We start from the raw sequence: 22,977 nt of genomic DNA on the forward strand, positions 1-22,977 counted from the left end.
TGTCCTTCCGTAGATTGTTTGGTTTGGCGATTGAACAATACTACGATAGACATACTTTTTTATTTTTATTCATTTTTAGGGATAAGGAATTTTCCAAAGAGCCATCGCGGAGCGATTTCGTTCTTCTCCTGGTCCCAAAAGGGCCGGACGAACCATCCCCATGTTTTTTCAATTATGAATGGATGCTTTAGACATGGTATAATTATATTCCTTGGCAGGGGCACAAATAAGAAGCAGGGGGTCAGGATTAGGTGACCCCTGCTTCTTTTCCGTTCCTTATATAATCTTTCCAATCAGTTCTTCACAAGTTCCCAGGTATCACTTGTACTAGTTACGTGAGGACGCTAAATGGATTTTATCAGCAGTAAATACAGAAGGAGTGTCAGCTTCGAGTCTCGTTAGGACTAAGTGAAGAAGTACAAAAACGGGCCAACGAGAAGCTTTCTTTTTCAAAAATGACCTTCCCCCATCAATTGATGAAATTAATATTAGTGGAACAGATTTATAGAGCCTTCAGGATAAATCGTAATGAACCGTATCATAAGTAAATGAGGTTATTTAATTATTATTCGATGGTAAAGCAAGGAAGTTGCGTAATAATTAAAAAACATTTTGAGGATACTGTATCCCCAATTTATGTTATTGAAGACTCTATATTATTAATGAACTTAAGTTGAAGTAAATTATAGACAAGGAATTTTTGGGTAAAATTTCATTAAAAGGCAAAAGGTACAGTAAAATAAGATCGTACTTTTACCTTTTCATATTTGATAGATATAAGGATGAGAACTGTTAAATTGGAAACACAAAATCCACACTGAATCTATATTTATAAACTTCAGGTATAGTGTATAATTTAAAATAATAAGTTTGGAAGAGGTTGGGAATGAATTATGAGTAACGGAATTAATGCAAAGGATGTTGCCAAGCTTGCAGGGGTATCACAACCTACTGTCTCAAGGGTGTTTTTCGGAGGGGCTTCTGTTTCGGAGAAAACGCGTAAGAAGGTGTTAGCAGCTGCCGAGGAATTAGGGTATAGTCCAAACGAATTTGCCCGTAGTTTGATTACAAACAAAACGAGAATTATCGGCCTTGTGATGAAAGGAGTTAAAAACCCGTTTTATCCGCAGGTATTAAAGGAGTTTACCTCTCATTTCAAAAAATTAGGGTACAGTATTTTATTTGTCCATACCAGCAATGATGAAATTCAAAAAGAGGATGTTGAAACCCTATTAAAATACAATGTGGCCGGCGTAATTATTACTGATGCGACGCTATCATTAAAGGTTACCGAGGATTTTAAAAAGAATAAAATTCCACTTGTGTTATTTAACCGGAAAGTAGAAGGGCAGAATTTCTTTACGGTGGGAACCAATAATCTGGCTGCGAGCCGGAAGATTGCCGAGTATTTGATTCAGAAAGGATGCTCCGATATGGTGTATATTTCAGGGGAGCGGAATACATCCACGAGCATTGAGCGGGAGAAAGGTTTTTCCGAGGTTCTTGAAAAACATCAGCTCGGTTATCAACAGTATGACTCGGATTTTTCCTATGAAGGCGGCTATAAAACGGCCAAAAAAATCATTCAAAAAGGAGAGATTCCTTCTGCGTTTTTCGTGGCAAACGATATTATGGCATTAGGTGTGTTAGACGCGCTTCGGGAAAATAACATCCTAGTTCCGGCAGAAACGAAAGTAGTTGGATTTGATAATATCGATATGGCGGGCTGGCCGCTTTATAGTTTAACCACCTGGGAACAGCCAATCTCTGAAATGGTGGAAAAAACGGTAAAATATGTGCTCGCAGAGATTGACGAATATACCGGTATGACTGAAAACATCGAAATCAAAGGGCAATTAATTGAAAGAAAAACAACTTAGAAGTGTTGACAAATCCGTTTTATTAGAATATTCTTTATTTAAAGTATTTTGCATACGTATTCATTTAAAGCTGCAAATTTTTTTCTTCATTTTTGAATACGTATTCATAGAGGCTGTATCTCAGATTGGGGTATATTTTCTATTATTCTTTTTTGAAAGGGTATTCACTAATTTAGCGAATACAAAATCTATTCTACAAACGTATTTATCGATTTAGATAAATACCAATCTATCATTTTTTGCATACGTATTTATTTAATGAAAGCGTATGCAACACTTTAAAGGGGGACTTTTTCATGGTAAAAGTAATTAAGGCTGGTAAGTCAAAAGATGAGGTTTCAAAAAATGACCTTCAAGTATCGAAAATCGTAGCGGATGCGATTCAGGATATCGAAGCTCGCGGGGATGCAGCTGTTCGTGAGTATTCCGAGAAATTTGATAAATGGTCTCCAGAATCATTCCGTTTAACCGAAGAGCAAATCAGCGAGATTGTGGCAAAGGTGCCTGCAGAGGTCATTGAAGACATTAAATTTGCGCAAAAAAACATTCGTGAATTTGCCGAAGCACAACTGGCTTCATTAAATGATGTAGAAGTAGAAAACATTCCTGGCGTAATCCTTGGTCATAAAAATATTCCTGTAAGCAGTGTCGGCTGTTACATTCCTGGGGGACGTTACCCGATGGTAGCCTCTGCACATATGAGTGTGTTAACGGCAAAGGTTGCGGGTGTAAAACGTGTCATTGCCTGCACACCGCCAATTAACGGCGAAGTGCCAAACGCTACGATTGCTGCGATGTATCTAGCAGGTGCAGACGATATTTATTTACTTGGCGGCATTCAGGCAATGGCAGCTATGGCAATCGGAACGGAAACCATCCAGCCGGTTGATATGATTGTCGGACCTGGTAATGCTTTCGTAGCCGAAGCAAAACGCCAATTATTTGGCCGCGTTGGAATCGACTTATTCGCCGGTCCAACGGAAACATTAGTGGTTGCCGATGAAACAGCAGATGCTGAAATGGTTGCTACCGACATCCTTGGTCAAGGGGAGCACGGGCCGACTTCACCAGGTGCATTAATTACAACATCTGAAAAGCTTGCTTATGAAACGATTGAAGAAATTGAAAGACAGCTGCAAGTGCTGCCAACAGCTGATATTGCCCGTGTTTCTTGGGCAGATTATGGTCAGATTTTAGTCGTAGACAGCCTTGAAGAAGCAGTCGTGGAAGCCGATAAGCTGGCGTTTGAGCACGTGGAAATTTTAACAGAAAATCCTGATTACTTCTTAGAAAATATGACGAACTACGGTTGCTTATTTTTAGGACCTGAAACAAACGTTGCGTATGGCGATAAAGTAATTGGTACGAACCATACTTTGCCGACAAAAGGTGCAGCCCGTTATACCGGCGGACTTTGGGTAGGTAAGTTTATTAAAACGGTAACATACCAAAAAGTGACTCCAGAAGCTTCTGCATATATAGGGGAATATGCAGCTCGTCTTTGCCAGTTGGAGAACTTTGCCGGTCATGCGGAACAAGCGTTACTGCGTGTACGCCGATACGGTAATAATAAGTAATCCTATTACGGGGGGAGAAATGATCATATGGTCTTAGGATTTATTGGTCTGTTTGGTGGATTAGCCCTGCTAATCTACCTGACCATGAGGGGTATGAACTTACTAATCGCAGCACCGCTTTCGGCTTTATTTGTCACACTGTTAAATGGCCTGCCGCTATTTCCACAGCTTGCAGAAGAAGGGGCGGCGAACTTTTTAACGAACTATATGACTGGTTTTTCAGGCTTTATTGCTTCCTGGTATTTAATGTTCTTAACTGGAGCGATTTTTGGAAAAGTCATGGAAGACAGTGGAGCAGCCGACAGTATTTCTAAGTGGATTGTAAGCAAAATTGGAATGAAACGTGCGGCATTAGCGATTGTCATCGCATGTGCGGTGTTAACGTATGGAGGAGTAAGTTTGTTTGTCGTCGCCTTCTCGGTGTATCCAATGGCAGTCAGCTTATTTAAAGAAGCGAATTTACCAAGACGCTTCATTCCGGCAGCACTGGCTTTTGGTTCGACAACGTTTACGATGACGTCTGCCGGTTCACCTGAAATTCAAAACTGGATTCCCATTGAATTTTTAGGAACAAATGCTTATGCCGGCTGGGAAGTCAGCTTGATTGTGGCGGTATTTATGATGGTCTTTGGTTACTGGTGGTTAACAAAGGCAATCAAAAGTGCCGTGAATAAAGGGGAAAAGTTTATTGAAAGAGAATCTGACCATCACGAGGTACGTCAGCAACTGCCAAATCCGATTCTTAGCATGATTCCATTAGCAGTTGTATTAATCATTTCGTTTATTTTTCATAATAGTTTAAAGCAATCGGCTTTAATTATTGCGTTAACAGGCGGTATTCTTGCTACCTACCTGATTAACCGTAAATATTTTTCCAATATTGGAAAAGCAATTTCAGATGGTACCATTGGTGCGATTATCGCGATTGCGAATACATCAGCTGTCGTCGGTTTCGGTGGTGTGGTAAAAGCAACACCTGCATTCGGAGAAGCAGTAGATTTTATGACGAACATTCCAGGAAGTCCACTGATTGGCGGTGCGCTCGCGGTTGCGATTATTGCCGGGTTAACGGGGTCAGCATCAGGCGGACAATCGATTGCCTTACCATTGCTTGCGCCACATTACCTGGATTTAGATGTAAATCCAGAAGCGCTGCACCGGGTTGTCTCGATTTCCTCTGGGTCACTGGATTCTCTGCCACAAGGTGGATACGTTGTAACCACCATCCGTTCTATTGCGGGAGAAACACACAAAGACGCCTATCCAATGTTCGGTGCACTAACCGTAATTGTTCCGGCAATTGGTACTATATTAGCAGTCATCCTATTCTCAATTGGATTGTAAAGGTGCCTTTCACCACTTGTAGGTGGAAACGCAGATATGTCATTTTTTATACCCAACATTCGGTTTCGTTTGTTGGGTTTTTTTCTACTATTATTAAAGGAGTGAAGATGATGGAGAAGTTATCAATTATTGGCTGCGGCACGATGGGGCATTCGATTGCGTTATCGGCTGCATGGACAGGCTTCGACGTAAAGGTTGGTGGGGTCAATGAAGAGGACCTCAACAGGGCAGACAAGGGGTTGCAAAATAAATTAAGCGTAATGGTAGAAAATGAATTAGTTGATAAAAGCGAAGCAGAGGCGATTCGTTCGCGGATTACCCTGCTTACATCATTGAAAGAAGTGGTGCAGGAAGCGACATTTATCATCGAAGCGATTCCCGAAGTCCTCGAAATGAAACATACATTATATCAGGAACTCGAGCAGCTGATAGGTGAAGATGTCGTAATCGCCAGTAACACCTCCGGATTTACTCCGACTAGCTTGGCGGAAAAAGCCCTTTATCCTGAGCGTTTTATTGTGACCCATTATTGGAATCCAGGTCATTTGATCCCGCTCGTGGAGGTAGTAAAAGGAGAAAAAACGAATCAAGAAACGATCGAACGTGCGATGGCATTTATGAAAAAGATGAACAAGCAGCCGATTTTCCTCAACAAGGAGATTCCAGGATTTATCGGAAATCGCCTGCAATATGCATTGTTCCGTGAAGCGCAAGCCTTATTGGATCAAGGAGTGGCAACAAAAGAGGACATTGATGCAGCGGTTACGTACAGTATCGGACGCCGGCTGCCGATTACCGGACCATTAATGACATCTGATATGGGCGGCCTTGATGTATTTTCTGCCATCTCTAACTATCTCTTTGAAGACTTAAGTACTGCAAAGAAGTCGGGCAGAGTTTTAACAAGTTTAGTAGAGGAAGGCATGCTCGGTGATAAGAGCGGCCAAGGCTTTTATCAGTGGGACGAAAACGCTTCTAAAAAAATAAATGCTGAGCGGGAGAAAACATTAATTCATTTCCTAAAGCTTGACCGTGAAAGGAACGAGTAAAGATGAATATGTACTTTTCGGACCTGCACAATAAAACGGTTATGGTTACGGGAGGCAGTAAAGGGATTGGGAAAGATATTGCCCTTTCCTTTGCTAAGCTTGGTGCCCATGTCATTATCATCGGACGGGGTGCAGCTGCTTTAGAACATACACTTGGGGAGCTTAAAGAGGCTGGCAGTGGGAATCATAAAGCTGTTTCAGCGGATGTGAATGACATCAAACGTGTACGGGCAATTGTTGAGGAAGCGGTACGTGATTATGGAACCGTCGACATATTGGTGAATAACGCTGGCGTCAATATTCCGAAGCCGGCTATAGAGGTCACCGAAGAGGATTGGGACAAGGTCCTCGACACAAATTTAAAGTCGGTTTTCTTCTACAGCCAGTCGGTCGGCAAACATCTGATAGAAAGGGGAAAAAAAGGGAGAATTATTAACATTGCCTCGCAAATGTCGTTTGTCGGCTATATTAAACGGGCGGCGTATTGTTCCAGTAAAGGCGGAGTTGTTCAGATGACAAAGGCGTTGGCTGTGGAATGGGCAAAATACGGAATCAACGTAAATGCCGTAGCCCCTACCTTTGTAGAAACAGAATTTACAGCCGATATGTTTGAAGACGAAAACTTTAAAAAAGACGTAGAAAGTCGAATACTTTTAGGTAAGCTTCCAAAACCAAAAGATATTTCGGGTGCTGTCCTATATTTAGCCTCCGATTTATCCGATTTTGTAACAGGTGAGACAATTAAGGTAGATGGCGGATGGACCGCGATCTAAGACCTAGGATACAAATTAGTTAAAACCTCATTTAGATACGTTACGGTGAACCGTACCATAAGTAAATGAGGTTTGATAGAAGAAAGGAACAAGCCGAGATATGAAGTATTATTTTAAACTTGATATCTCGGCTTGTTATCCTATTGATAAATAATTATATTTCTAATTAAACTTTTCGATCAATAGATTGGGGAGGTTGTTCAAACCACTTTTCTTTTATCGCTAAAAGTAGACCCATTCCATAGAACTTCTTCATGTCATCAGATATTTTGCCTAACTTAGTAACGATATCCGTTCTTAAACTGGAAGCCATAGCCTGATTTATCATAGTAAAGCAGAATATTCCTAGACATGTATTCACAAAAAACAACATTAACTTATCGGAAAAAGGGGATATTTCAACATTGGAAATTTGATAGTCCCCTGAGGCTGCAATTGGAATATTTTCCTTTTCAAGAACTTCTTGAAGTAAATCTAATACTTTTTGAATCCCATCTCTACCTTTACCAAAATGTTGTTTTAGCTCTTTCGTATGGGCTAATTTACTAAAAGTAACAAAGACCATTTTTGAAAACTGTGCCCTATATATAATCCTTGAGACATTAGCGATTTCAGCAACATTTAAAGGCCTTGAACCACCAAAAAAACCATTAAAATACATGAAGCTATCTGCAAATTCCACCTCACTATCTATCGCAACTTGTGGGGGTTTCAAGTATATACCTTTTGATAACATTAAATCTTTAATTTCATTCTGGATTTTCACAGAAAATGCAATGTTCTCTTGAAAATGATCACGGACATCGTTTCTGGTGCAATCTGTTAATGCAATAGGATATGTACTCATCATAAGGTGGGTTAAATCAAAAGCAAACTGCACAATAAATGTATTAGAAAATACTTTAGGTGCATTAACCCTTATGTCTTCCTCGGTAAAACCATGAGGAGCATTAAGATTCTCTTTGGCAAATATTTCATTGAGTTCGTTTATATTGTCTTGTGATTGAGTCAACATCTTTTCTATTACTTCTTTAATTTTGCTATCATCTATACTGGCCGAAAAATATTCTAAAAGTCTTTGTTGCATACTATTCATTAAAAAGGAAGACCAGATGTTAGATACTTCGGTTGCAGTTAATTCTAGGAAAGGCGTATGTTTATTTGTATTACTCATTTTATCCACTCCTTTCTAAGTAGAATTTCCAATACTTCATCATTATATAAGGGGGACGACCTCTTAAATTAAAACCTCATTTAGATATATTACGGAGAACCTTACCATAAATAGGGGCGGTTTTATTAATGGTTCAAGTTCGGACAAGGAAGAGCTGAAAAAGAGAGAGTGTGTCTGAAGCCGAGCTGACTGGATTAGCTACCCCCTGCTTCTTTTCCTATCCTTATATAATCTTTCCATTGAGGGAATACTATTTTTAATAACCAAGGGGCTGGGCTAACCATTCCCTTGGTTTCAATGTGTCAGCCAGGAGGATTAAAAGAATGAACGAAATAAAAAAGATAGTATTTCCAGAAGGTTTCTTATGGGGCGGTGCAACGGCAGCGAACCAGATAGAGGGTGGGTTCAATGAAGGGAATAAGGGCTTAAATATTGCTGATGTTCTTCCGGGCGGAAAAGAGCGCCTTAAAATACTAATGTCTGCTGGTTTTAACTTTGAAATCGATCGTGAAAAGTACAGTTATCCCAATCATGAAGCGATTGATTTTTATCTTCGTTACAAAGAAGATATCGCTTTGTTTGCCGAAATGGGCTTTAAAGTATTCAGGATGTCGATAGCTTGGACAAGGATTTTTCCAAATGGTGACGAGTTGGAACCTAATGAAGAAGGTTTGGCTTTTTACGACCGGGTTTTTGATGAGTTACTAAAATACGGAATTGAACCGGTAGTAACGATTTCTCACTATGAAATGCCGCTAAATCTGGTAAAAGAATTTGGAGGTTGGAGGAATCGACAGGTTGTTACTTTCTTCGAAAGATATACCAATGTTATTCTTCAGCGTTATAAGGAGAAAGTGAAATACTGGATGACCTTTAACGAAATCAACGGTGCCTTGAAGATGCCAATTATGAGCATGGGATTTTCCCCCAAAAAGGAAGAGGACCGGTACCTAGAGACATTCCAGGCCTTCCACCATCAATTTGTTGCTAGTGCTATAGCAGTAAAAGCCTGTAAGGAAATGATTCCTCATGCAAAAATCGGCTGCATGATTCTGTTTGCACCTGTCTATTCATTCGATTGCAATCCAGAAAACATTATCTATGCATTAAAAGAAGAGGAATTGTTTAATTATTTCTGTGCTGATGTCCAAGTGCGCGGGGAATATCCAGCCTTTATTAAGCGTTTCTTTAAGGAGAAAAATATTGAATTAGAGATTCAAGCAGGTGATTTGGATATCATCAAAGAAGGTACAGTGGATTATATTGGATTAAGTTATTACATGTCCCGTACGGATAAAAAAGAAAAGTCCGAAGCGGAAAAATCACAAGGAAATATTGTGGGCGGAGTGAAAAACCCATTCCTCGTGGCAAGTGATTGGGGCTGGGAGATAGATCCGATTGGTTTGCGTATCAGCTTAAACAAGCTTTATGGAAGATATCAGGTACCCCTATTTGTAGTAGAAAATGGCTTGGGGGCGTACGACCAATTGGAGGAAGATGGTTCAGTCCATGATGACTATCGGATCGATTACCTCCGCGAACATGTGAGGGCAATGGGAGAGGCACTAGAGGATGGCGTGGAACTGATGGGTTATACAAGCTGGGGATGTATAGACTTAGTCAGTATGTCAACCGGTGAAATGTCAAAGCGCTATGGATTCATTTACGTTGATAAGAATGATGACGGAAGTGGAACACTGGAAAGAAGAAGAAAAGAATCTTTCCATTGGTATAAAAAAGTGATTGAAAGTAACGGAGAAGTCCTATAATTTTCCTTCGCTAAAATAAATTTTCTCAAGACTAAATCAACACATTCCTAATGAATGGTTTGGTTTAGTCTTTTCATGGGTGATAGTGAGTTTACAAACAAAAAAAAGACCTCATTATAAGGTCTAAGAGGATTGCTTGAGGAAATCCCTAATTTCGTCAAATGGAATCCCTATATTTCGTGCTTCTAAAATTAGTTCTAACCATTCTTGATCAAGTTCTTTTACATCAAGTAACGTTATTCCCATAATGTTTATGTATCCTCCAATATATCGAATAAAACATACTATTCATCATAGTTTAAAAGTTTCGATGCGCATTTTTTACAGGTTACCTTGCCAATTTCAACGAACTTAATTTGTTTAAGTGTTTTCCGTTTAATAACCAAATCAGTATGATACTTTAAACCACATGCACAGGAATTAATATCTTTAACAATATGAATCTTTTTTTTCTGTTCAATTAGTGGATATAACATTATTTCACGCCTTTATAAAGAAAATGTTCTTGATTAAGAACTACTTTTGATGCAATTGTAATACAATTGTTATAATTTGTAAATATCTTTTAGGGAAAATACCCATCCTACTCATTCGTTTTTCTGGAGGGTGTCTTTTTTAATTATATATTGATAGATATTTATGGCTAAATGAATGTTAAATAATGTTTGACTATCATTCAAGTCCGTTAATAGAATTTCCTCAATTCGTTTTAAACGATAGCTTAAGGTGTTTGTATGAATATGCAATGTAACAGCCGTTTTCTTGATGTTTTGATTTTGGTCTAAATATACAATCAGAGTGCTTAACAATTCGCCTTTTCTAGATTGTTCATATTGAATAAGAGGGCCTAATACTTCTTGAATAAAATCAATTAATTCTTCCTTTGAATTCTGTAAAATAAACCTCTGAACGCCCAGGTCTGTATAACTAAGAATTCGATGATCAAAATGATAGTTCTTGAGAAACTTTATGCACTTGGTCGCTTCTACAAATGACTCATGGACAAGGGTAAGCCCTTGCTTCATTCTTCCAATACCAATTGACACGTCTACCTCACTATATTTATTTTTAATCTGCAGCTGTAACTTTTTTGTAAGTTCCTTTATTTCAGCAACAATATTGAGCGAAGATACTCTTGAGTGCATGGATAGAAGAGCAACAATTTGACTTTCATCTCTTACTGCTGTTACTTGAGAGTTCCCGCCCAGTAAAGGCGTATTGACCAAATGGAGTAAATTCCTTATCACATAATCACCAAAAACCTTTTGCTCGGTTACCTTATCTTCAAAATTAATAATAAGGGCAACATAATTCCAGTTAGGATCAAAATTTAAATTTTTTGCTTTCTGAATCAGTACTTCATCCATCTGTCCTGAAAAAAGCTTTGTTACGAATTCTCCTCTTAAACGCTGCTGTGTTTCAAAAACGGCTTGCTCTTTTACCAATTCAAGCGAAATGACCGTACATGCATGTTCTAGAGCAGCGATATCCACTTCATTCATTTTTTGTTTTGAAAGGATAATTAGCCCGCCAAGAGACTTCAGTTTGGACCCAAGCGATAAGACAACTAAGTGATACGTATCATCATTTATGGTAATTTCGGAAACGGTATGTGAGTTTTCTAGTGTTAGAATAAATTGTTTTGCATACGCTTTCATATAGTCGGTCATTTCAGTAGTAAATGACGAATGGCAGGCAGATGCTTTAAGTTCTCCAATCTCATCAAAGAGCAGAAGATGCTGCCCAATTGTATTATGTATGAAGTTCATAATCGATTGAATTCCTTCTCCATTTACAACAAGATTGGATAGGTTTCTATGTATTTCAATGGAATGGGAAAGCTTCCGAACCATTATTTCCTTTTCGTTATAAAGACTGGATTTTTCCAAGGCAACCGCTGCCTGATGGCCAATTGCTTCTAGAAGATGAATATCCTCCTGTTTAAACTGCAAAGATTGTTCAAATGAGTCCAGTGTAATGACGCCGATACACTTTCCTTTTTGTAAAATAGGTGAAGAAATGACAGAGGTAAAATGAAAGTTACTCGGAATAGCCCGATCTAATAAATCTCTATTCTCAAGAGTTAATGTAGACAGTGCCTGTTTAACTTCTACCTCGTCCCAAAAAATGAGACACTTTTTTGCTGCAAAAGCCATCCCCGTCATGGATTCACCGCTAACGAGTTTTATTTGGCGGAAAATCTGTGGATAAAATAATCCCTGAGCTGATTTTGCGATGAGCCGATTCTGGCTTTTGTCAAAAATCCATATAGAGCCTCCTCCAGCAGCTTCAACGACAGATATTGTTTCAGTCATGATTGAATCAAAAATGGTATCAATATCTAATTTGGAATTGATAACGTTGGACACATGAATCAAGGACTTTAGCTGCCTATGAGTTAATGTATCTTGCATCTTTCATCATCCTTTCCTGGATAATTTGTCTTACATTTTTGTTTTTTGTGTAAAAGTCACAAATTTCTCCTATTTATATTCATGAAATTGAACATAGCAATATACTCCTAATAGTTATATTCTGATTATATGAAAATTTCGAAAGTATGGATAGGGGGTCGGCAAAAGAGTTTTAGGAGAGATTTGATATATGTTAAGAAAAAAAGGTCATTACTAACAACAATCATAATATCTGGAAAGGGGTTGTAGATAAATGAATTTTGATTTAACGAAAGAACAAGAGATGATTCGCAGTGTAATTCGTGATTTTGCTGATGCAGAAGTTGCTCCGGGAGCAGATGAACGTGATCGAACGGGGGATTTCCCTAAGGAGATTTTTTCAAAATTAGCAGAGTTAGGAATCATGGGTCTTCCTTTCCCTGAACAGTATGGCGGCGGGGAAGCAGATACAATTAGCTTTGCCATTGTTGTTGAAGAGCTTAGCCGTGTGTGTGCATCAACAGGAATTACATATTCAGCTCATATTTCATTAGGAGGGGCACCGCTTAATTTATTTGGTACCCACGAGCAAAAAGAAAAATACTTAAAACCTATTTGTACGGGAGAATCCTTCGGAGCATTTGGATTGACTGAACCGAATGCAGGCTCTGATGCAGGGGGAACGCAAACAACGGCTGTTCTTGATGGAGAAGAATGGGTCATTAACGGCTCCAAATGTTTTATTACAAATGCTAGCTATGCTAATCACCTAGCAGTGACAGCGGTAACGGATCGCTCAAAAGGAATCAATGGTATCAGTGCATTTATTGTTCCAACTAATGCTCCAGGATTCACTGTAATCGACAACTACGAAAAAATGGGTCTGCATGCCTCAAATACCACAGAACTTATCCTAGAAAATGTAAGAGTACCTAAAGAAAATCTTTTAGGGACAATTGGAAACGGTTACAAACAGTTTTTAGCTACGCTTGATGGTGGAAGAATCGGAATCGGTGCCATGGCTGTCGGCATTGCACAAGGTGCTTATGATAAAGCTCTGCAATATGCAAAAGAAAGAAAACAGTTTGGAAAAAGTTTATCCAACTTCCAGGCCATCCAATTTAAATTAGCAGACATGGCTATGAATATCGAATTAGCTAGGAATATGGTTTTCAAAGCAGCTTGGTTAAAGGATCAAGGACGTTCATTTAAAAAAGAAGCAGCGTTCGCAAAATTATTTGCTTCAGAAATATGTATGCGTGCCTGTGATCAGGCTGTTCAAATCCATGGCGGATATGGCTATATGAAGGAATATCAAGTAGAGCGATTCTTCCGTGATGCGAAACTTTTAGAAATTGGTGAAGGAACATCTGAGGTTCAACGAATGGTCATTGCAAAGCAAATTGGATGTTAATGAATTTTTATAGTAATAACAAAAAAATTGTAAAGGGGTCATGACATGGATATCAGTGGAATTTTACAAGTGGTTTCAAATAGCAAACTCATTTATCCTAGTGAAGAAAAAGTGCGCTCAACCTCTATTGGGAGTAACGAAGATTTCCAAGAACTTCTTAAATTATCCCAAGAAGATCCTGCTGCCTTTTGGGATACTGCAGCACGCGAGCTTGATTGGTATGAACCATGGAATGAAACCATTAGTGGGCAACTTCCCGATTTCCGCTTTTTTTCAGGGGGGATTAGTAACCCAAGTATAAATTTACTTGATCGGCATATAAAAAATGGTGCAGGAAACCGGACCGCTCTCATTTGGGAAGGTGAAAACGGGGACACCAAATTTTACACCTATAATATGCTTCTTGCAGAAGTGAATCGATTTGCGAATGTTCTTAAATCATTTGGTGTTAAAAAAGGTGATTGTGTAGCTATTTTTCTTCCGAATTTAGCTGAAGCCATTATTTCTGTATTAGCATGTTTCCGAATTGGCGCCATTTACAATACGATTTTCTCAGGTTATTCCGAGAAATCATTGACGGACAGACTCATTAATTTTGAGCCCAAGGTATTGATTACTGCGGATGCAACGGAGCGCCGGGGTAAACTTATTCGATTAAAAGAAAAAGTCGATAATGTTGTACCGTCTATTCCGTCTATCGAAGCAGTTATCGTTGTCGACCGATTAGGATCAGAAGTTCAAATGAAAGAAGGCCGGGATTACTGGTGGCATGAACAGACAAATGCACAAAGCATTGTTTGCGAACCTGAGAGAATAGAAGCGAATGAGAGTGGCATCGTGTTTTATACAAGCGGTACGACAGGTAAACCAAAAGGTGTCGTGCACTCTGGTATGGCTTTTGTTATTCAGAATTACATATATGCGAAGTATCATATGGATCACCGTAATGATGATGTCTTCTGGTGTACCGCAGATATCGGCTGGTTAACTATGCATATTTGGGGGATTACTGGTGCTTTAGCGAATGGTGTAACAACCGTTGTCTTTGAAGGGGCAGTTGATTATCCAACAAAAGATCGTTTTTATCAAATCATTGAAAAATACAGAGTGAATAAACTGTTTACTGCTCCAACAGCATTAAGAATGTTAAAAAGTATGGGAGAAAAGGCATTAGAGAAATTTGATTTATCTTGTCTTGATGTCATTTCCCTTGTTGGTGAACCTTTTGATCCTGAAACCTGGCAATGGACCTATGAAGTATTAGGAAAGAAGAAGGTTTATATCAATAATACATGGGGTCAAACCGAAACAGCGGGATCTCCTATTGCTGGCGCTGCTTGGCTGACGCCAATGAAACCGGGTGCAGCGGGTACTGCGTTTTTAGGTGCTGTTATGGATGTAGTGGATGAAGAAGGCAATTCAGTTAAACCTGGCAGGTTAGGAAATCTGGTGATTCGAAAACCATTTCCAATGCTATGCCGAACTCTCTGGAAAGAACCTGAGCGATATTATGCATCCTATTTCAGCCAAGTAGATGGCTGCTATTATGCCAGCGACCTTGCATTAATAGATGATGATGGATATTTATGGGTAGTTGGCCGTTCCGATGATGCCTTTAATGTGGCAGGACATCGGTTAAGTACCATGGAGATGGAAAGCGCTGTACTAGAAATTAAGGGTGTTTCTGAAACCGCTATTATTGGAATCCCTGACGAAATTAAAGGAGAAGTACCGCTCGTATTTGTCCGTTTAGCTGATGGCTATCAAGAAACAGAAGAATTAAGACAACAAATAAATGATCAGATTATTCAACAGATTGGTAAGATTGCAGCTCCAAAATCCATTGTTTTCACGGATATGCTGCCAAAAACAGTCAGCGGAAAAATCATGCGCCGTCTATTAAAGGAAATTGTTGTATCAGGACAGGTTCAAGGTGACATTACAGGACTAGAAGATCCAGCTACTGTAGCACAAATTCAAAAACTACTAGCTGAAAAAGCATCTGTTAAATAGGTGAAAAGTAGATCTGGTCATTTGTCGGGAAAATTCTCGGCAAATGACTGGTTCCATTTACTAGATTAGGATTTCAAGATAATCGTATGAATGATTAGAATATTACATATCTCCTCAACGGTAAAAGGTTATGTTTGCTAATATAGCAAATGACCTTTGGACCTTATTAGATAGAAGATAGAAAGGGTGGAAAGGCATGTTCAAAAAAGTATTAATTGCTAATCGCGGTGAAATTGCTGTTCGTGTAATCCGTACATGCAAAGCCTTAGGAATTACAACGATTGCAGTTTACTCAGAAGCTGATAGTGATGCTCCACATGTAAAAATAGCAGATGAAGCCTTTTTAATTGGAGGCTCTCGTGTAGCCGAAAGCTATTTAAATATCAATAAAATTCTAGAGGTCGCTCAAGGAACAGGGGCGGAGGCAATCCACCCGGGATATGGCTTGCTTTCTGAAAATGCTGAATTTGCCCGCCGTTGTGAGGAAGCTGGCCTTGTATTCATCGGACCATCTCCAAAGGTTATTTCTAAAATGGGAAATAAGATTGAATCACGCAAGGTGATGGAGGAAGCTGGTGTTCCTGTCGTTCCAGGTATTACCTACCCGCTGGCAGATGCAGAGGAAGCGGTAGAAGTTGCGGATCGAATCGGCTATCCCGTAATGCTGAAAGCCTCCGCAGGTGGGGGCGGTATTGGGATGCAGGTGGTCCATAACGGGGATGAAATCCGAAAAGCTTTTGCGGGTAACCAAAAGCGGGCTACTGATTTCTTTGGCGATGGAGCGATGTATATCGAGAAATTCGTTGAAAATCCAAGACATATTGAAATTCAAGTCTTAGCAGACGGCTTTGGTAACACCGTATACCTTTGGGAACGTGAATGTTCAATCCAGCGCCGTCATCAAAAAGTCGTAGAGGAAGCCCCATCATCATTTATTTCTGAAGAAACTCGTGCCAAGATGGGGGAGGCAGCGGTAAAAGCGGCGAAATCAATTGGGTATAAAAATGCAGGTACCATCGAGTTCTTAGTGGATGAGGAGCAAGGATTCTACTTTCTTGAAATGAATACTCGTTTGCAAGTAGAGCATCCGGTTACGGAAGAAATTACGGGTTTAGACTTAGTTGAACAACAATTGCAAATTGCTGCAGGTGAAGCTCTGAACTTTACTCAAGAAGAGGTAAAACGTGAAGGGCATGCAATTGAGGTTAGAATCTATGCAGAAGATCCCAAAACATTTTTCCCTTCACCTGGAAAAATAACTAATTTAGAGCTACCGAACGGACCTGGCGTTCGACATGAATTAGCTATTCACGGTCAATCTGTAGTTACACCTTTTTATGATCCTATGATTGCTAAGCTAGTTGTTAAAGGCAATAATCGTGAAGAAGCCATAAATCGTCTGCAAGCTGCATTAGCTGATTATCATATTGAAGGTATTAAAACAAATATCCCAATGCTAAAAGAGGTTATTGCTCATTCGGCTTTCCATTTAGGTGATACGACAACAGACTTTGTTAACAAGTATATTAAAACGACAAAAACAAAAACACAAAAATAGGAGGAATTATCATGAGTGAAATCATTGCAAGTATGGCAGGAAGTGTGTGGAAGGTATTAGTTCAAGTTGGAGATCAAGTAGAAGAGGGTCAAGATGTTGTGATTTTAGAATCAATGAAAATGGAAATTCCGATTGAAGCTGAATTCGCTGGAACGGTGAAAGAAGTAAAAGTGAATGAAGGCGATTTTGTAAATGAAGGCGACGTCATTGTAGTAGTTGAATAGAGCCTAGAGGTAAGGCGGAAAGGGGATGGAGCACTTGAAGTGGCCTGCAGGTGTAACCATTAAAGAGGTTGGTCCTCGTGATGGATTACAAAATGAAAAAACGTTTATTTCAACTGAAGATAAAATTGCGTGGATCAACCAATTGTCTGAAAGTGGTTTAAAACATATTGAAATTACCTCTTTTGTAAATCCAAAATGGATTCCGGCACTTTCAGACGCAGTTGCCGTTGCAACGGGCATTAAAAAAGTACCTGGTGTCACCTATACTGCTCTTGTTCCAAACCTTCAAGGGTTGGAACGGGCATTTAAAGCGGACATTGATGAGGTGGCCGTGTTTATGTCAGCGAGCGAAACACATAACTTAAAGAATATCAATAAAAACATTGGCGAGACTTTCCCTGTGTTAAAGGATTTGGTCAGAGATACAATTTCAGCAGGAAAATTAAGCAGAGGGTATGTTTCGACTGTTTTTGGATGTCCGTATGAAGGGAAAGTTGATATTGAGAGTGTCATAAGAGTTTCGGAAACATTATTTGCTATGGGTATTGAAGAGCTGTCACTCGGAGATACCATCGGTGTAGCAAATCCAAAGCAAGTCCAAGAGGTTTTGGAAGTTTTATTAAAGAGATTTCCAGCAGATAAATTGGCCATGCATTTTCATGATACCCGAGGAACAGCTTTGGCGAACATTCTAGTATCGTTAGAAATGGGAATTACCACTTTTGATTCTTCCCTTGGTGGATTGGGAGGGTGTCCCTATGCACCTGGAGCAGCGGGAAATGTAGCGACAGATGATTTACTTTATATGCTTCATGGAATGGGAATTCACACCGGAGTTGATGAGCAAAAGTTACTACATGCGTCTCAATTTATACAGGATAGGATAGGTAGAACTTTACCTAGTAAAAGTTTTCAAGCCGCAAGCGCAGTGCTAAGCGGAAAGCTTGGAAATACCAAATGAAAAAGGTGAAATCATGAGTAAAACCATAGTAGTTAACAAAATGGAAAATGGAATCGTGATGATTACTTTAAATAGGCCGGAAGCTGCAAATGCTTTATCGATAGAGATGTTAGAGGGTCTACGTGACGCACTTCTTACATGTAAATATGACCGTGCAGTCCGCTGTATTGTCATAACAGGGGCTGGGGAGAAAGCGTTTTGCGCAGGAGCTGATTTAAAAGAAAGAGCTGGAATGGATAGTGTTCAGGTGAGGAAGACTGTTTCCTTGATTCGCGAAAATATCAACTCTCTAGAATCATTACCCCAGCCGGTCATAGCTGCTGTGAACGGAGTTGCTTTTGGCGGAGGAACTGAACTAGCGCTCGCTTGTGATATCCGCATTGCCTCTGAAACTGCAAAGCTTGGTCTTACGGAAACATCACTGGGAATTATTCCTGGTGCCGGCGGAACACAACGTTTACCAAGATTAGTAGGTAAGGGACGTGCCAAAGAGCTCATTTTCACTGCTAGAAAAATTGATGCAAACGAAGCCCTTGAGATTGGATTAGTAGAGTATACTGTCCCTTTTGGTAGCTTAATAGATAAAGCATTAGAAGTTGCGCGACAAATTGTTCGGAATGGCCCGATTGCTGTTACACAAGCAAAGTTTGCCATCGACAAAGGATTTGACATTGATTTAAATACGGGCCTAGCCATTGAGCAAAATGCCTATGAAATAACAATTCCAACAAAAGATCGTTTAGAAGGATTACAGGCATTTAAAGAGAAACGCAGCCCTAATTATACAGGAGAATAGGAAATAAAGGAGGAACAATAATGACAGTGGATAATAACCCTCTACAACAAACACTGCAGGATAGAGTCGAGCAAATTAAAAAGGGTGGACCCCCCAAATATCATGAAAAAAACCAAGAGCAGGGAAAACTGTTTGTTCGCGATCGTTTATCATTATTATTCGATCCTGGCTATGAACTAGAGGATGGTCTGTTTGCAAACTTTAAGGCGGGAGATCTTCCTGCAGACGGAGTTGTGACAGGTATGGGCAAGATTAATGGCCAGCTTGTTTGTGTGATGGCAAACGATTCAACAATTAAAGCTGGTTCATGGGGTGCTCGTACGGTTGAGAAAATCATTCGTATCCAAGAAACTGCAGAAAAACTTCGAGTGCCATTATTATACTTGGTAGATTCAGCTGGAGCGCGGATAACGGACCAGGTAGAAATGTTCCCAGGTCGTCGTGGTGCAGGAAGAATCTTTTACAATCAAGTAAAACTTTCAGGTAAAATTCCTCAGATTTGTATTCTGTTTGGACCGTCTGCTGCGGGTGGAGCCTATATTCCAGCTTTTTGTGACATTGTCATTATGGTTGATAAAAATTCATCGATGTACCTGGGTTCACCGAGAATGGCCGAAATGGTAATTGGTGAGAATGTAACGTTGGAGGAAATGGGCGGCGCTCGCATGCACTGTTCGGTTTCAGGATGCGGTGATGTTCTTGCGAAAAATGAGGAAGAAGCCATTTCAATGGCTAGAAACTATCTTTCTTATTTTCCTGCTAATTTTTCAGAAAAACCGCCGGTTCGAGAGGCAGTGGATCCTAAACAATTGAAGAAACCATTAGAAGAACTGATTCCGGTTAATCAAAATTCACCATTTAATATGCATGATCTAATTGGTGGGATTATTGATGAAGGCTCCTTCTTTGAGATAAAAAAACTTTTTGCTGGTGAACTTATTACCGGACTTGCCCGCATGGATGGGAAGCCTGTGGGAATTGTTGCTAATCAGCCGCGTGTTAAAGGCGGGGTATTATTCCACGATTCAGCAGATAAAGCCGCAAAATTTATTAACCTTTGTGATGCCTTCCATATTCCACTTTTGTTTTTAGTTGATGTGCCTGGATTTATGATCGGTACAAAGGTAGAAAGGGCAGGAATCATTCGCCATGGTGCGAAAATGATATCAGCGATGGCTGAAGCAAGTGTTCCGAAAATCTCTGTTATCGTACGTAAAGCATATGGAGCTGGTCTGTATGCAATGGCTGGCCCTGCATTTGAACCAGATGCGTGTCTTGCTTTACCTTCAGCATCCATTGCAGTTATGGGACCAGAAGCAGCAGTTAATGCCGTTTTTGCCAATAAAATTGCAGCACTACCCGAAGAGGAGCGAGCACCTTTCATTGAACAAAAACGTGAGGAATATAAAGAGGATATAGATATCTATAATTTAGCTTCCGAAATGGTAATTGACGGAATTATCCCAGCAAACTCATTACGTAAGGAACTTGTAAATCGTTTCGAGGCATATACTTCAAAATACCTCATCTTCTCAGAACGGAAACATCCAGTATATCCGGTTTAAATTTTAAAAAAAGACCAAGGGGACGGTTCTGTACTGACCCCCAAAAGTTAGAGTGAAATCTGGCTTTTGGGGGTCTTATTTATGGGCAAATATAGTGAGGAATTAAAACTTTTGGTGGTAAGTGAATATCTGGAAGGAAATCTTGGGTATAGAGCAATTGCTAAGAAACATGGGATTAAGTCGAAATCAGCCATCGAAAGATGGGTGAAAGTTTACGAGAAGTTCGGGCAGAAGGGGTTAACTAGTAAGAAACATCTCGAAAGTTATCCTGTTCAATTAAAGCTGGATGTATTAAGCTTTATAAAAAGAACGGGATCTTCAGAAACTGAAGCTGCGCTTCACTTTGGGATAACCACCCCAACGATCATATCCTCGTGGAAAAAGGCTTTCTTAGAGGATGGGAGTGAAGGCCTGAATAGACCGAAAGGACGGCCATCCATGTCTGATATAGCTAAGAACAAAAAAGACAAACAAGCAAAAAAGAGCGAAATGACAAATGAACAAAAGTTAGAAAGAGAAAACGAACTTTTACGTTTAGAGGTAGAATACTTAAAAAAGTTGCGAGCTTTTCAGATGGATCCGAAGGGCTATCTCGAAAAGCACAAGCAGCGTTATCATTCGAACTCAAAGAAACCTTCAAACTAAAAGATGTTTTACAAATAGTCGGCATTCCCGAGTCCTCCTATCATTATCATATAAAAATGATGAATAAGGAGAATCCGGACCAGGAGCTGGAGAAACTTATTCAATCCATTTTCGAAGAACATGACGGAAATTACGGTTATCGTCGTATTCAACTAGAATTGAAAAACCGAGGGGTTAAAGTAAATCATAAAAAGGTGCAACGCATCATGAAAAAACTCGGACTCAAAGGTGATAAATTCAGACTAAAATCACGCAAGTTCAGTTCTTATAAGGGTACAACTGGAACTGTTGCCAAGAACCTTATCAATCGTCGTTTTCAAACAAATGTGTGTCATCAGAAATTAACCACAGATATTTCGGAATTCAAGTGTACAGATGGAGTAAAGCTGTATCTAAGTCCAATTATGGATATGTTCAATGGAGAGATTCTTTCGTTCGGAATCGGGAAGCGTCCAACCTTAGAATTGGCCCTCACCCCCCTCAAGGAGGCACTAGAAGTAGTAAAAGATTCAAAGTTTAGAACTACTATTCATTCTGATCAAGGGTGGCACTATCAACATAATAAATGGGTGAAAACGCTCAAGAAAAACAAGGTGTTCCAGAGTATGTCGCGTAAAGGAAACTGTTTAGATAATTCTCCTATGGAGAACTTTTTCGGATTACTGAAACAAGAAATGTATCATGGAGAGACACTGTGCTCATTTGAGGAATTAAAAAAGAGAATTGAAGAATATATCTATTATTATAATAACAAGCGTATAAAGCAAAAATTGGCAGGCATGAGCCCGGTTCAATACCGTAACCATACCAGCCAATTGGCTGCTTAAAATAAAACTCTAACTTTCGGGGGTCACATCATTCTCCTGGCCATAAGGCCAGATGAAGCCGTCCCCTTGGTTTTATTGTTTATACTGATCCAACCTGCTGAAATATTGGATAAGGAATTGATAGAAATTCTTTTCGGAAGGCGCAATTTCTCTATGTTTTGGAATTATAACCCCAACTGTACGCATGGCTTTTGGTGTTTCAATCGGTACTTTAACTGTGAACCGGGGAACAGAGTCATAGAAAGTACTCTCAGGTAATAGGCTAACACCAATTCCTGCGGAAACAAGCCCTTTTAATGCATCCATATCCTCCCCTTCGGACGCAATGTTCGGTTCAAAGCCGGCCTCATGACAGGCGTCTACAGCAATTTTTCGAAGAATATATCCATCTGGAAATAAGACGAATCGATCTGTCCGTAAGTCACTTAAATACAGACTTTTTCGATCAGCCAAGGGGTGATGCTCAGGAATTAATGCAACGATATTTTCCATAAATAAGATTTTAGCCTCTAAATCTGGTTCCTTCATAGGGACAGGGCCGAGAAAGGCTAAATCGAGTTCTCCGTTTTTTACCGCTTCAATTAAGTAAGCATAGGAGCCATGCCGCAAATGGAAATTAACATTTGGCGCAACTTCCTTATAAGCCGAAATTAGATTTGGAAGCCAATAGATGGAGAGACTTGAAGGATATCCAATATGAAGCGGTCCTCCTAGTGGATTGAGGTATTCTTCAACTTTTTCCTTTCCCTCTTCCAATGTTTTTAAAGCCCCTTTTGCAAATTCTAAAAAGATATTTCCGACCGGTGTAATCTTAATATTCCTGCCGACCCTTTCTAATAACTTAACCCCTAGCTCCTCTTCCAGTTTGGTAATTTGATAGCTAACGGCTGATTGTGCAACGTTGAGATTGTCAGCTGCCTCTGTAACATGCTGCCGTTCCGCAACTTCGATTAAATAACGTAATTGACGAAGTTCCATAGCTATTCCTCCTTTTATTTATCTAATAATTAGATTG

General features: G+C 39.7%; 21 protein-coding genes and 1 pseudogene. 16 read left to right on the top strand and 6 right to left on the bottom strand.

All coding sequences use genetic code 11. The features are described from left to right. Positions 1 to 327 precede the first annotated feature (327 nt). The gene (locus M3189_RS26825; protein WP_285889348.1) at positions 328 to 453 is read right to left on the bottom strand and encodes a hypothetical protein; all 126 of its coding nucleotides are present in this window, start codon (positions 451 to 453) and stop codon (positions 328 to 330) included. Here M3189_RS26825 and M3189_RS03520 point away from each other — a divergent pair. From M3189_RS03520 to M3189_RS03545, 6 genes and pseudogenes are all read left to right on the top strand, one after another. Beyond that, positions 396 to 548 (top strand): annotated as a pseudogene (locus tag M3189_RS03520) (23S rRNA (pseudouridine(1915)-N(3))-methyltransferase RlmH); the annotation flags it as partial. The gene M3189_RS26825 and the pseudogene M3189_RS03520 sit on opposite strands and share 58 nt — an antisense overlap. A gap of 345 nt (positions 549 to 893) precedes the next feature. Next, positions 894 to 1,880 carry a LacI family DNA-binding transcriptional regulator gene (locus tag M3189_RS03525; protein WP_251632095.1) on the top strand — a complete coding sequence of 329 codons (987 nt, stop codon included), beginning with the start codon at positions 894 to 896 and terminating at the stop codon, positions 1,878 to 1,880. A gap of 296 nt (positions 1,881 to 2,176) precedes the next feature. Continuing rightward, entirely contained in the window at positions 2,177 to 3,457 is a 1,281-nt protein-coding gene (hisD, locus tag M3189_RS03530; RefSeq protein ID WP_251632097.1) for a histidinol dehydrogenase, read from the top strand. Positions 3,458 to 3,484: 27 nt separating this feature from the next. Further along, on the top strand, positions 3,485 to 4,801 hold the full coding sequence (locus M3189_RS03535) for a GntP family permease (RefSeq protein ID WP_251632099.1): 1,317 nt from the start codon (positions 3,485 to 3,487) through the stop codon (positions 4,799 to 4,801). 110 nt (positions 4,802 to 4,911) lie between these two features. Then, complete coding sequence (locus M3189_RS03540) at positions 4,912 to 5,850, top strand: 3-hydroxyacyl-CoA dehydrogenase family protein (protein WP_251632101.1); 939 nt, start codon at positions 4,912 to 4,914, stop codon at positions 5,848 to 5,850. 2 nt (positions 5,851 to 5,852) lie between these two features. Beyond that, positions 5,853 to 6,623 (top strand): SDR family NAD(P)-dependent oxidoreductase, encoded by a 771-nt coding sequence (locus M3189_RS03545; protein WP_251632102.1) that lies wholly within the window; start codon positions 5,853 to 5,855, stop codon positions 6,621 to 6,623. Between the two features lie 166 nt (positions 6,624 to 6,789). Here the strand turns inward: M3189_RS03545 and M3189_RS03550 are convergent, their stop codons facing one another. Then, on the bottom strand, positions 6,790 to 7,797 hold the full coding sequence (locus tag M3189_RS03550; protein ID WP_251632105.1) for a DUF3231 family protein: 1,008 nt from the start codon (positions 7,795 to 7,797) through the stop codon (positions 6,790 to 6,792). A 323-nt stretch (positions 7,798 to 8,120) separates the two neighbouring features. On the opposite strand from M3189_RS03550, the gene M3189_RS03555 reads away from it, so the two are divergent. Then, positions 8,121 to 9,566 carry a glycoside hydrolase family 1 protein gene (locus tag M3189_RS03555; protein WP_251632107.1) on the top strand — a complete coding sequence of 482 codons (1,446 nt, stop codon included), beginning with the start codon at positions 8,121 to 8,123 and terminating at the stop codon, positions 9,564 to 9,566. Between the two features lie 123 nt (positions 9,567 to 9,689). On the opposite strand, the gene M3189_RS03560 is transcribed toward M3189_RS03555, so the two are convergent. The 3 genes from M3189_RS03560 to M3189_RS03570 form a co-directional block, all read right to left on the bottom strand. Continuing rightward, a complete protein-coding gene (locus M3189_RS03560; RefSeq protein ID WP_251632110.1) occupies positions 9,690 to 9,812 on the bottom strand; it encodes an anti-repressor SinI family protein in 123 nt (40 codons plus the stop codon). Positions 9,813 to 9,850: 38 nt separating this feature from the next. Next, positions 9,851 to 10,042: a hypothetical protein gene (locus M3189_RS03565; protein WP_251632112.1), complete on the bottom strand. Its 192-nt coding sequence runs from the start codon at positions 10,040 to 10,042 to the stop codon at positions 9,851 to 9,853. Between the two features lie 111 nt (positions 10,043 to 10,153). Continuing rightward, the gene (locus M3189_RS03570) at positions 10,154 to 11,980 is read right to left on the bottom strand and encodes a helix-turn-helix domain-containing protein (protein WP_251632114.1); all 1,827 of its coding nucleotides are present in this window, start codon (positions 11,978 to 11,980) and stop codon (positions 10,154 to 10,156) included. A gap of 253 nt (positions 11,981 to 12,233) precedes the next feature. On the opposite strand from M3189_RS03570, the gene M3189_RS03575 reads away from it, so the two are divergent. The 9 genes from M3189_RS03575 to M3189_RS03615 all read left to right on the top strand — a co-directional run bounded on the left by M3189_RS03575 (position 12,234) and on the right by M3189_RS03615 (position 21,962). Beyond that, a complete protein-coding gene (locus M3189_RS03575) occupies positions 12,234 to 13,373 on the top strand; it encodes an acyl-CoA dehydrogenase (protein WP_251632116.1) in 1,140 nt (379 codons plus the stop codon). Positions 13,374 to 13,418: 45 nt separating this feature from the next. Further along, the gene (locus tag M3189_RS03580; protein WP_251632118.1) at positions 13,419 to 15,386 is read left to right on the top strand and encodes an acetate--CoA ligase; all 1,968 of its coding nucleotides are present in this window, start codon (positions 13,419 to 13,421) and stop codon (positions 15,384 to 15,386) included. A 196-nt stretch (positions 15,387 to 15,582) separates the two neighbouring features. Beyond that, positions 15,583 to 16,944, top strand: coding sequence for an acetyl-CoA carboxylase biotin carboxylase subunit (accC, locus tag M3189_RS03585; RefSeq protein WP_251632120.1), 1,362 nt, complete (start codon positions 15,583 to 15,585; stop codon positions 16,942 to 16,944). A gap of 11 nt (positions 16,945 to 16,955) precedes the next feature. Next, positions 16,956 to 17,168, top strand: a complete 213-nt coding sequence (locus M3189_RS03590) for an acetyl-CoA carboxylase biotin carboxyl carrier protein subunit (protein ID WP_251632123.1) — start codon at positions 16,956 to 16,958, stop codon at positions 17,166 to 17,168. Between the two features lie 34 nt (positions 17,169 to 17,202). After that, the gene (locus M3189_RS03595; RefSeq protein ID WP_285889425.1) at positions 17,203 to 18,129 is read left to right on the top strand and encodes a hydroxymethylglutaryl-CoA lyase; all 927 of its coding nucleotides are present in this window, start codon (positions 17,203 to 17,205) and stop codon (positions 18,127 to 18,129) included. A 13-nt stretch (positions 18,130 to 18,142) separates the two neighbouring features. Next, complete coding sequence (locus M3189_RS03600; protein ID WP_251632126.1) at positions 18,143 to 18,925, top strand: enoyl-CoA hydratase; 783 nt, start codon at positions 18,143 to 18,145, stop codon at positions 18,923 to 18,925. 20 nt (positions 18,926 to 18,945) lie between these two features. Next, entirely contained in the window at positions 18,946 to 20,490 is a 1,545-nt protein-coding gene (locus M3189_RS03605) for an acyl-CoA carboxylase subunit beta (RefSeq protein WP_251632128.1), read from the top strand. Positions 20,491 to 20,571: 81 nt separating this feature from the next. Next, on the top strand, positions 20,572 to 21,135 hold the full coding sequence (locus tag M3189_RS03610; protein ID WP_251632130.1) for a helix-turn-helix domain-containing protein: 564 nt from the start codon (positions 20,572 to 20,574) through the stop codon (positions 21,133 to 21,135). Then, entirely contained in the window at positions 21,036 to 21,962 is a 927-nt protein-coding gene (locus M3189_RS03615) for an IS3 family transposase (RefSeq protein WP_251632973.1), read from the top strand. Before M3189_RS03610 ends, M3189_RS03615 begins: the two co-directional genes overlap by 100 nt. Before the next feature lie 72 nt (positions 21,963 to 22,034). On the opposite strand, the gene M3189_RS03620 is transcribed toward M3189_RS03615, so the two are convergent. Next, positions 22,035 to 22,940 (bottom strand): LysR family transcriptional regulator, encoded by a 906-nt coding sequence (locus M3189_RS03620; protein WP_251632132.1) that lies wholly within the window; start codon positions 22,938 to 22,940, stop codon positions 22,035 to 22,037. Positions 22,941 to 22,977 lie beyond the last annotated feature (37 nt).

Source organism: Neobacillus niacini (assembly GCF_023715415.1).
In the GTDB taxonomy this organism is placed as follows: domain Bacteria; phylum Bacillota; class Bacilli; order Bacillales; family Cytobacillaceae; genus Neobacillus; species Neobacillus niacini_C.

Bases quoted from the DNA above. Each gene is read 5' to 3' on its own strand.
- M3189_RS03525 (WP_251632095.1), top strand. From the start codon at position 894: ATGAGTAACGGAATTAATGCAAAGGATGTTGCCAAGCTTGCAGGGGTA.
- hisD (WP_251632097.1), top strand. From the start codon at position 2,177: ATGGTAAAAGTAATTAAGGCTGGTAAGTCAAAAGATGAGGTTTCAAAA.
- M3189_RS03535 (WP_251632099.1), top strand. From the start codon at position 3,485: ATGGTCTTAGGATTTATTGGTCTGTTTGGTGGATTAGCCCTGCTAATC.
- M3189_RS03540 (WP_251632101.1), top strand. From the start codon at position 4,912: ATGGAGAAGTTATCAATTATTGGCTGCGGCACGATGGGGCATTCGATT.
- M3189_RS03545 (WP_251632102.1), top strand. From the start codon at position 5,853: ATGAATATGTACTTTTCGGACCTGCACAATAAAACGGTTATGGTTACG.
- M3189_RS03550 (WP_251632105.1), bottom strand. From the start codon at position 7,797: ATGAGTAATACAAATAAACATACGCCTTTCCTAGAATTAACTGCAACC.
- M3189_RS03555 (WP_251632107.1), top strand. From the start codon at position 8,121: ATGAACGAAATAAAAAAGATAGTATTTCCAGAAGGTTTCTTATGGGGC.
- M3189_RS03560 (WP_251632110.1), bottom strand. From the start codon at position 9,812: ATGGGAATAACGTTACTTGATGTAAAAGAACTTGATCAAGAATGGTTA.
- M3189_RS03565 (WP_251632112.1), bottom strand. From the start codon at position 10,042: ATGTTATATCCACTAATTGAACAGAAAAAAAAGATTCATATTGTTAAA.
- M3189_RS03570 (WP_251632114.1), bottom strand. From the start codon at position 11,980: ATGCAAGATACATTAACTCATAGGCAGCTAAAGTCCTTGATTCATGTG.
- M3189_RS03575 (WP_251632116.1), top strand. From the start codon at position 12,234: ATGAATTTTGATTTAACGAAAGAACAAGAGATGATTCGCAGTGTAATT.
- M3189_RS03580 (WP_251632118.1), top strand. From the start codon at position 13,419: ATGGATATCAGTGGAATTTTACAAGTGGTTTCAAATAGCAAACTCATT.
- accC (WP_251632120.1), top strand. From the start codon at position 15,583: ATGTTCAAAAAAGTATTAATTGCTAATCGCGGTGAAATTGCTGTTCGT.
- M3189_RS03590 (WP_251632123.1), top strand. From the start codon at position 16,956: ATGAGTGAAATCATTGCAAGTATGGCAGGAAGTGTGTGGAAGGTATTA.
- M3189_RS03600 (WP_251632126.1), top strand. From the start codon at position 18,143: ATGAGTAAAACCATAGTAGTTAACAAAATGGAAAATGGAATCGTGATG.
- M3189_RS03605 (WP_251632128.1), top strand. From the start codon at position 18,946: ATGACAGTGGATAATAACCCTCTACAACAAACACTGCAGGATAGAGTC.
- M3189_RS03610 (WP_251632130.1), top strand. From the start codon at position 20,572: ATGGGCAAATATAGTGAGGAATTAAAACTTTTGGTGGTAAGTGAATAT.
- M3189_RS03620 (WP_251632132.1), bottom strand. From the start codon at position 22,940: ATGGAACTTCGTCAATTACGTTATTTAATCGAAGTTGCGGAACGGCAG.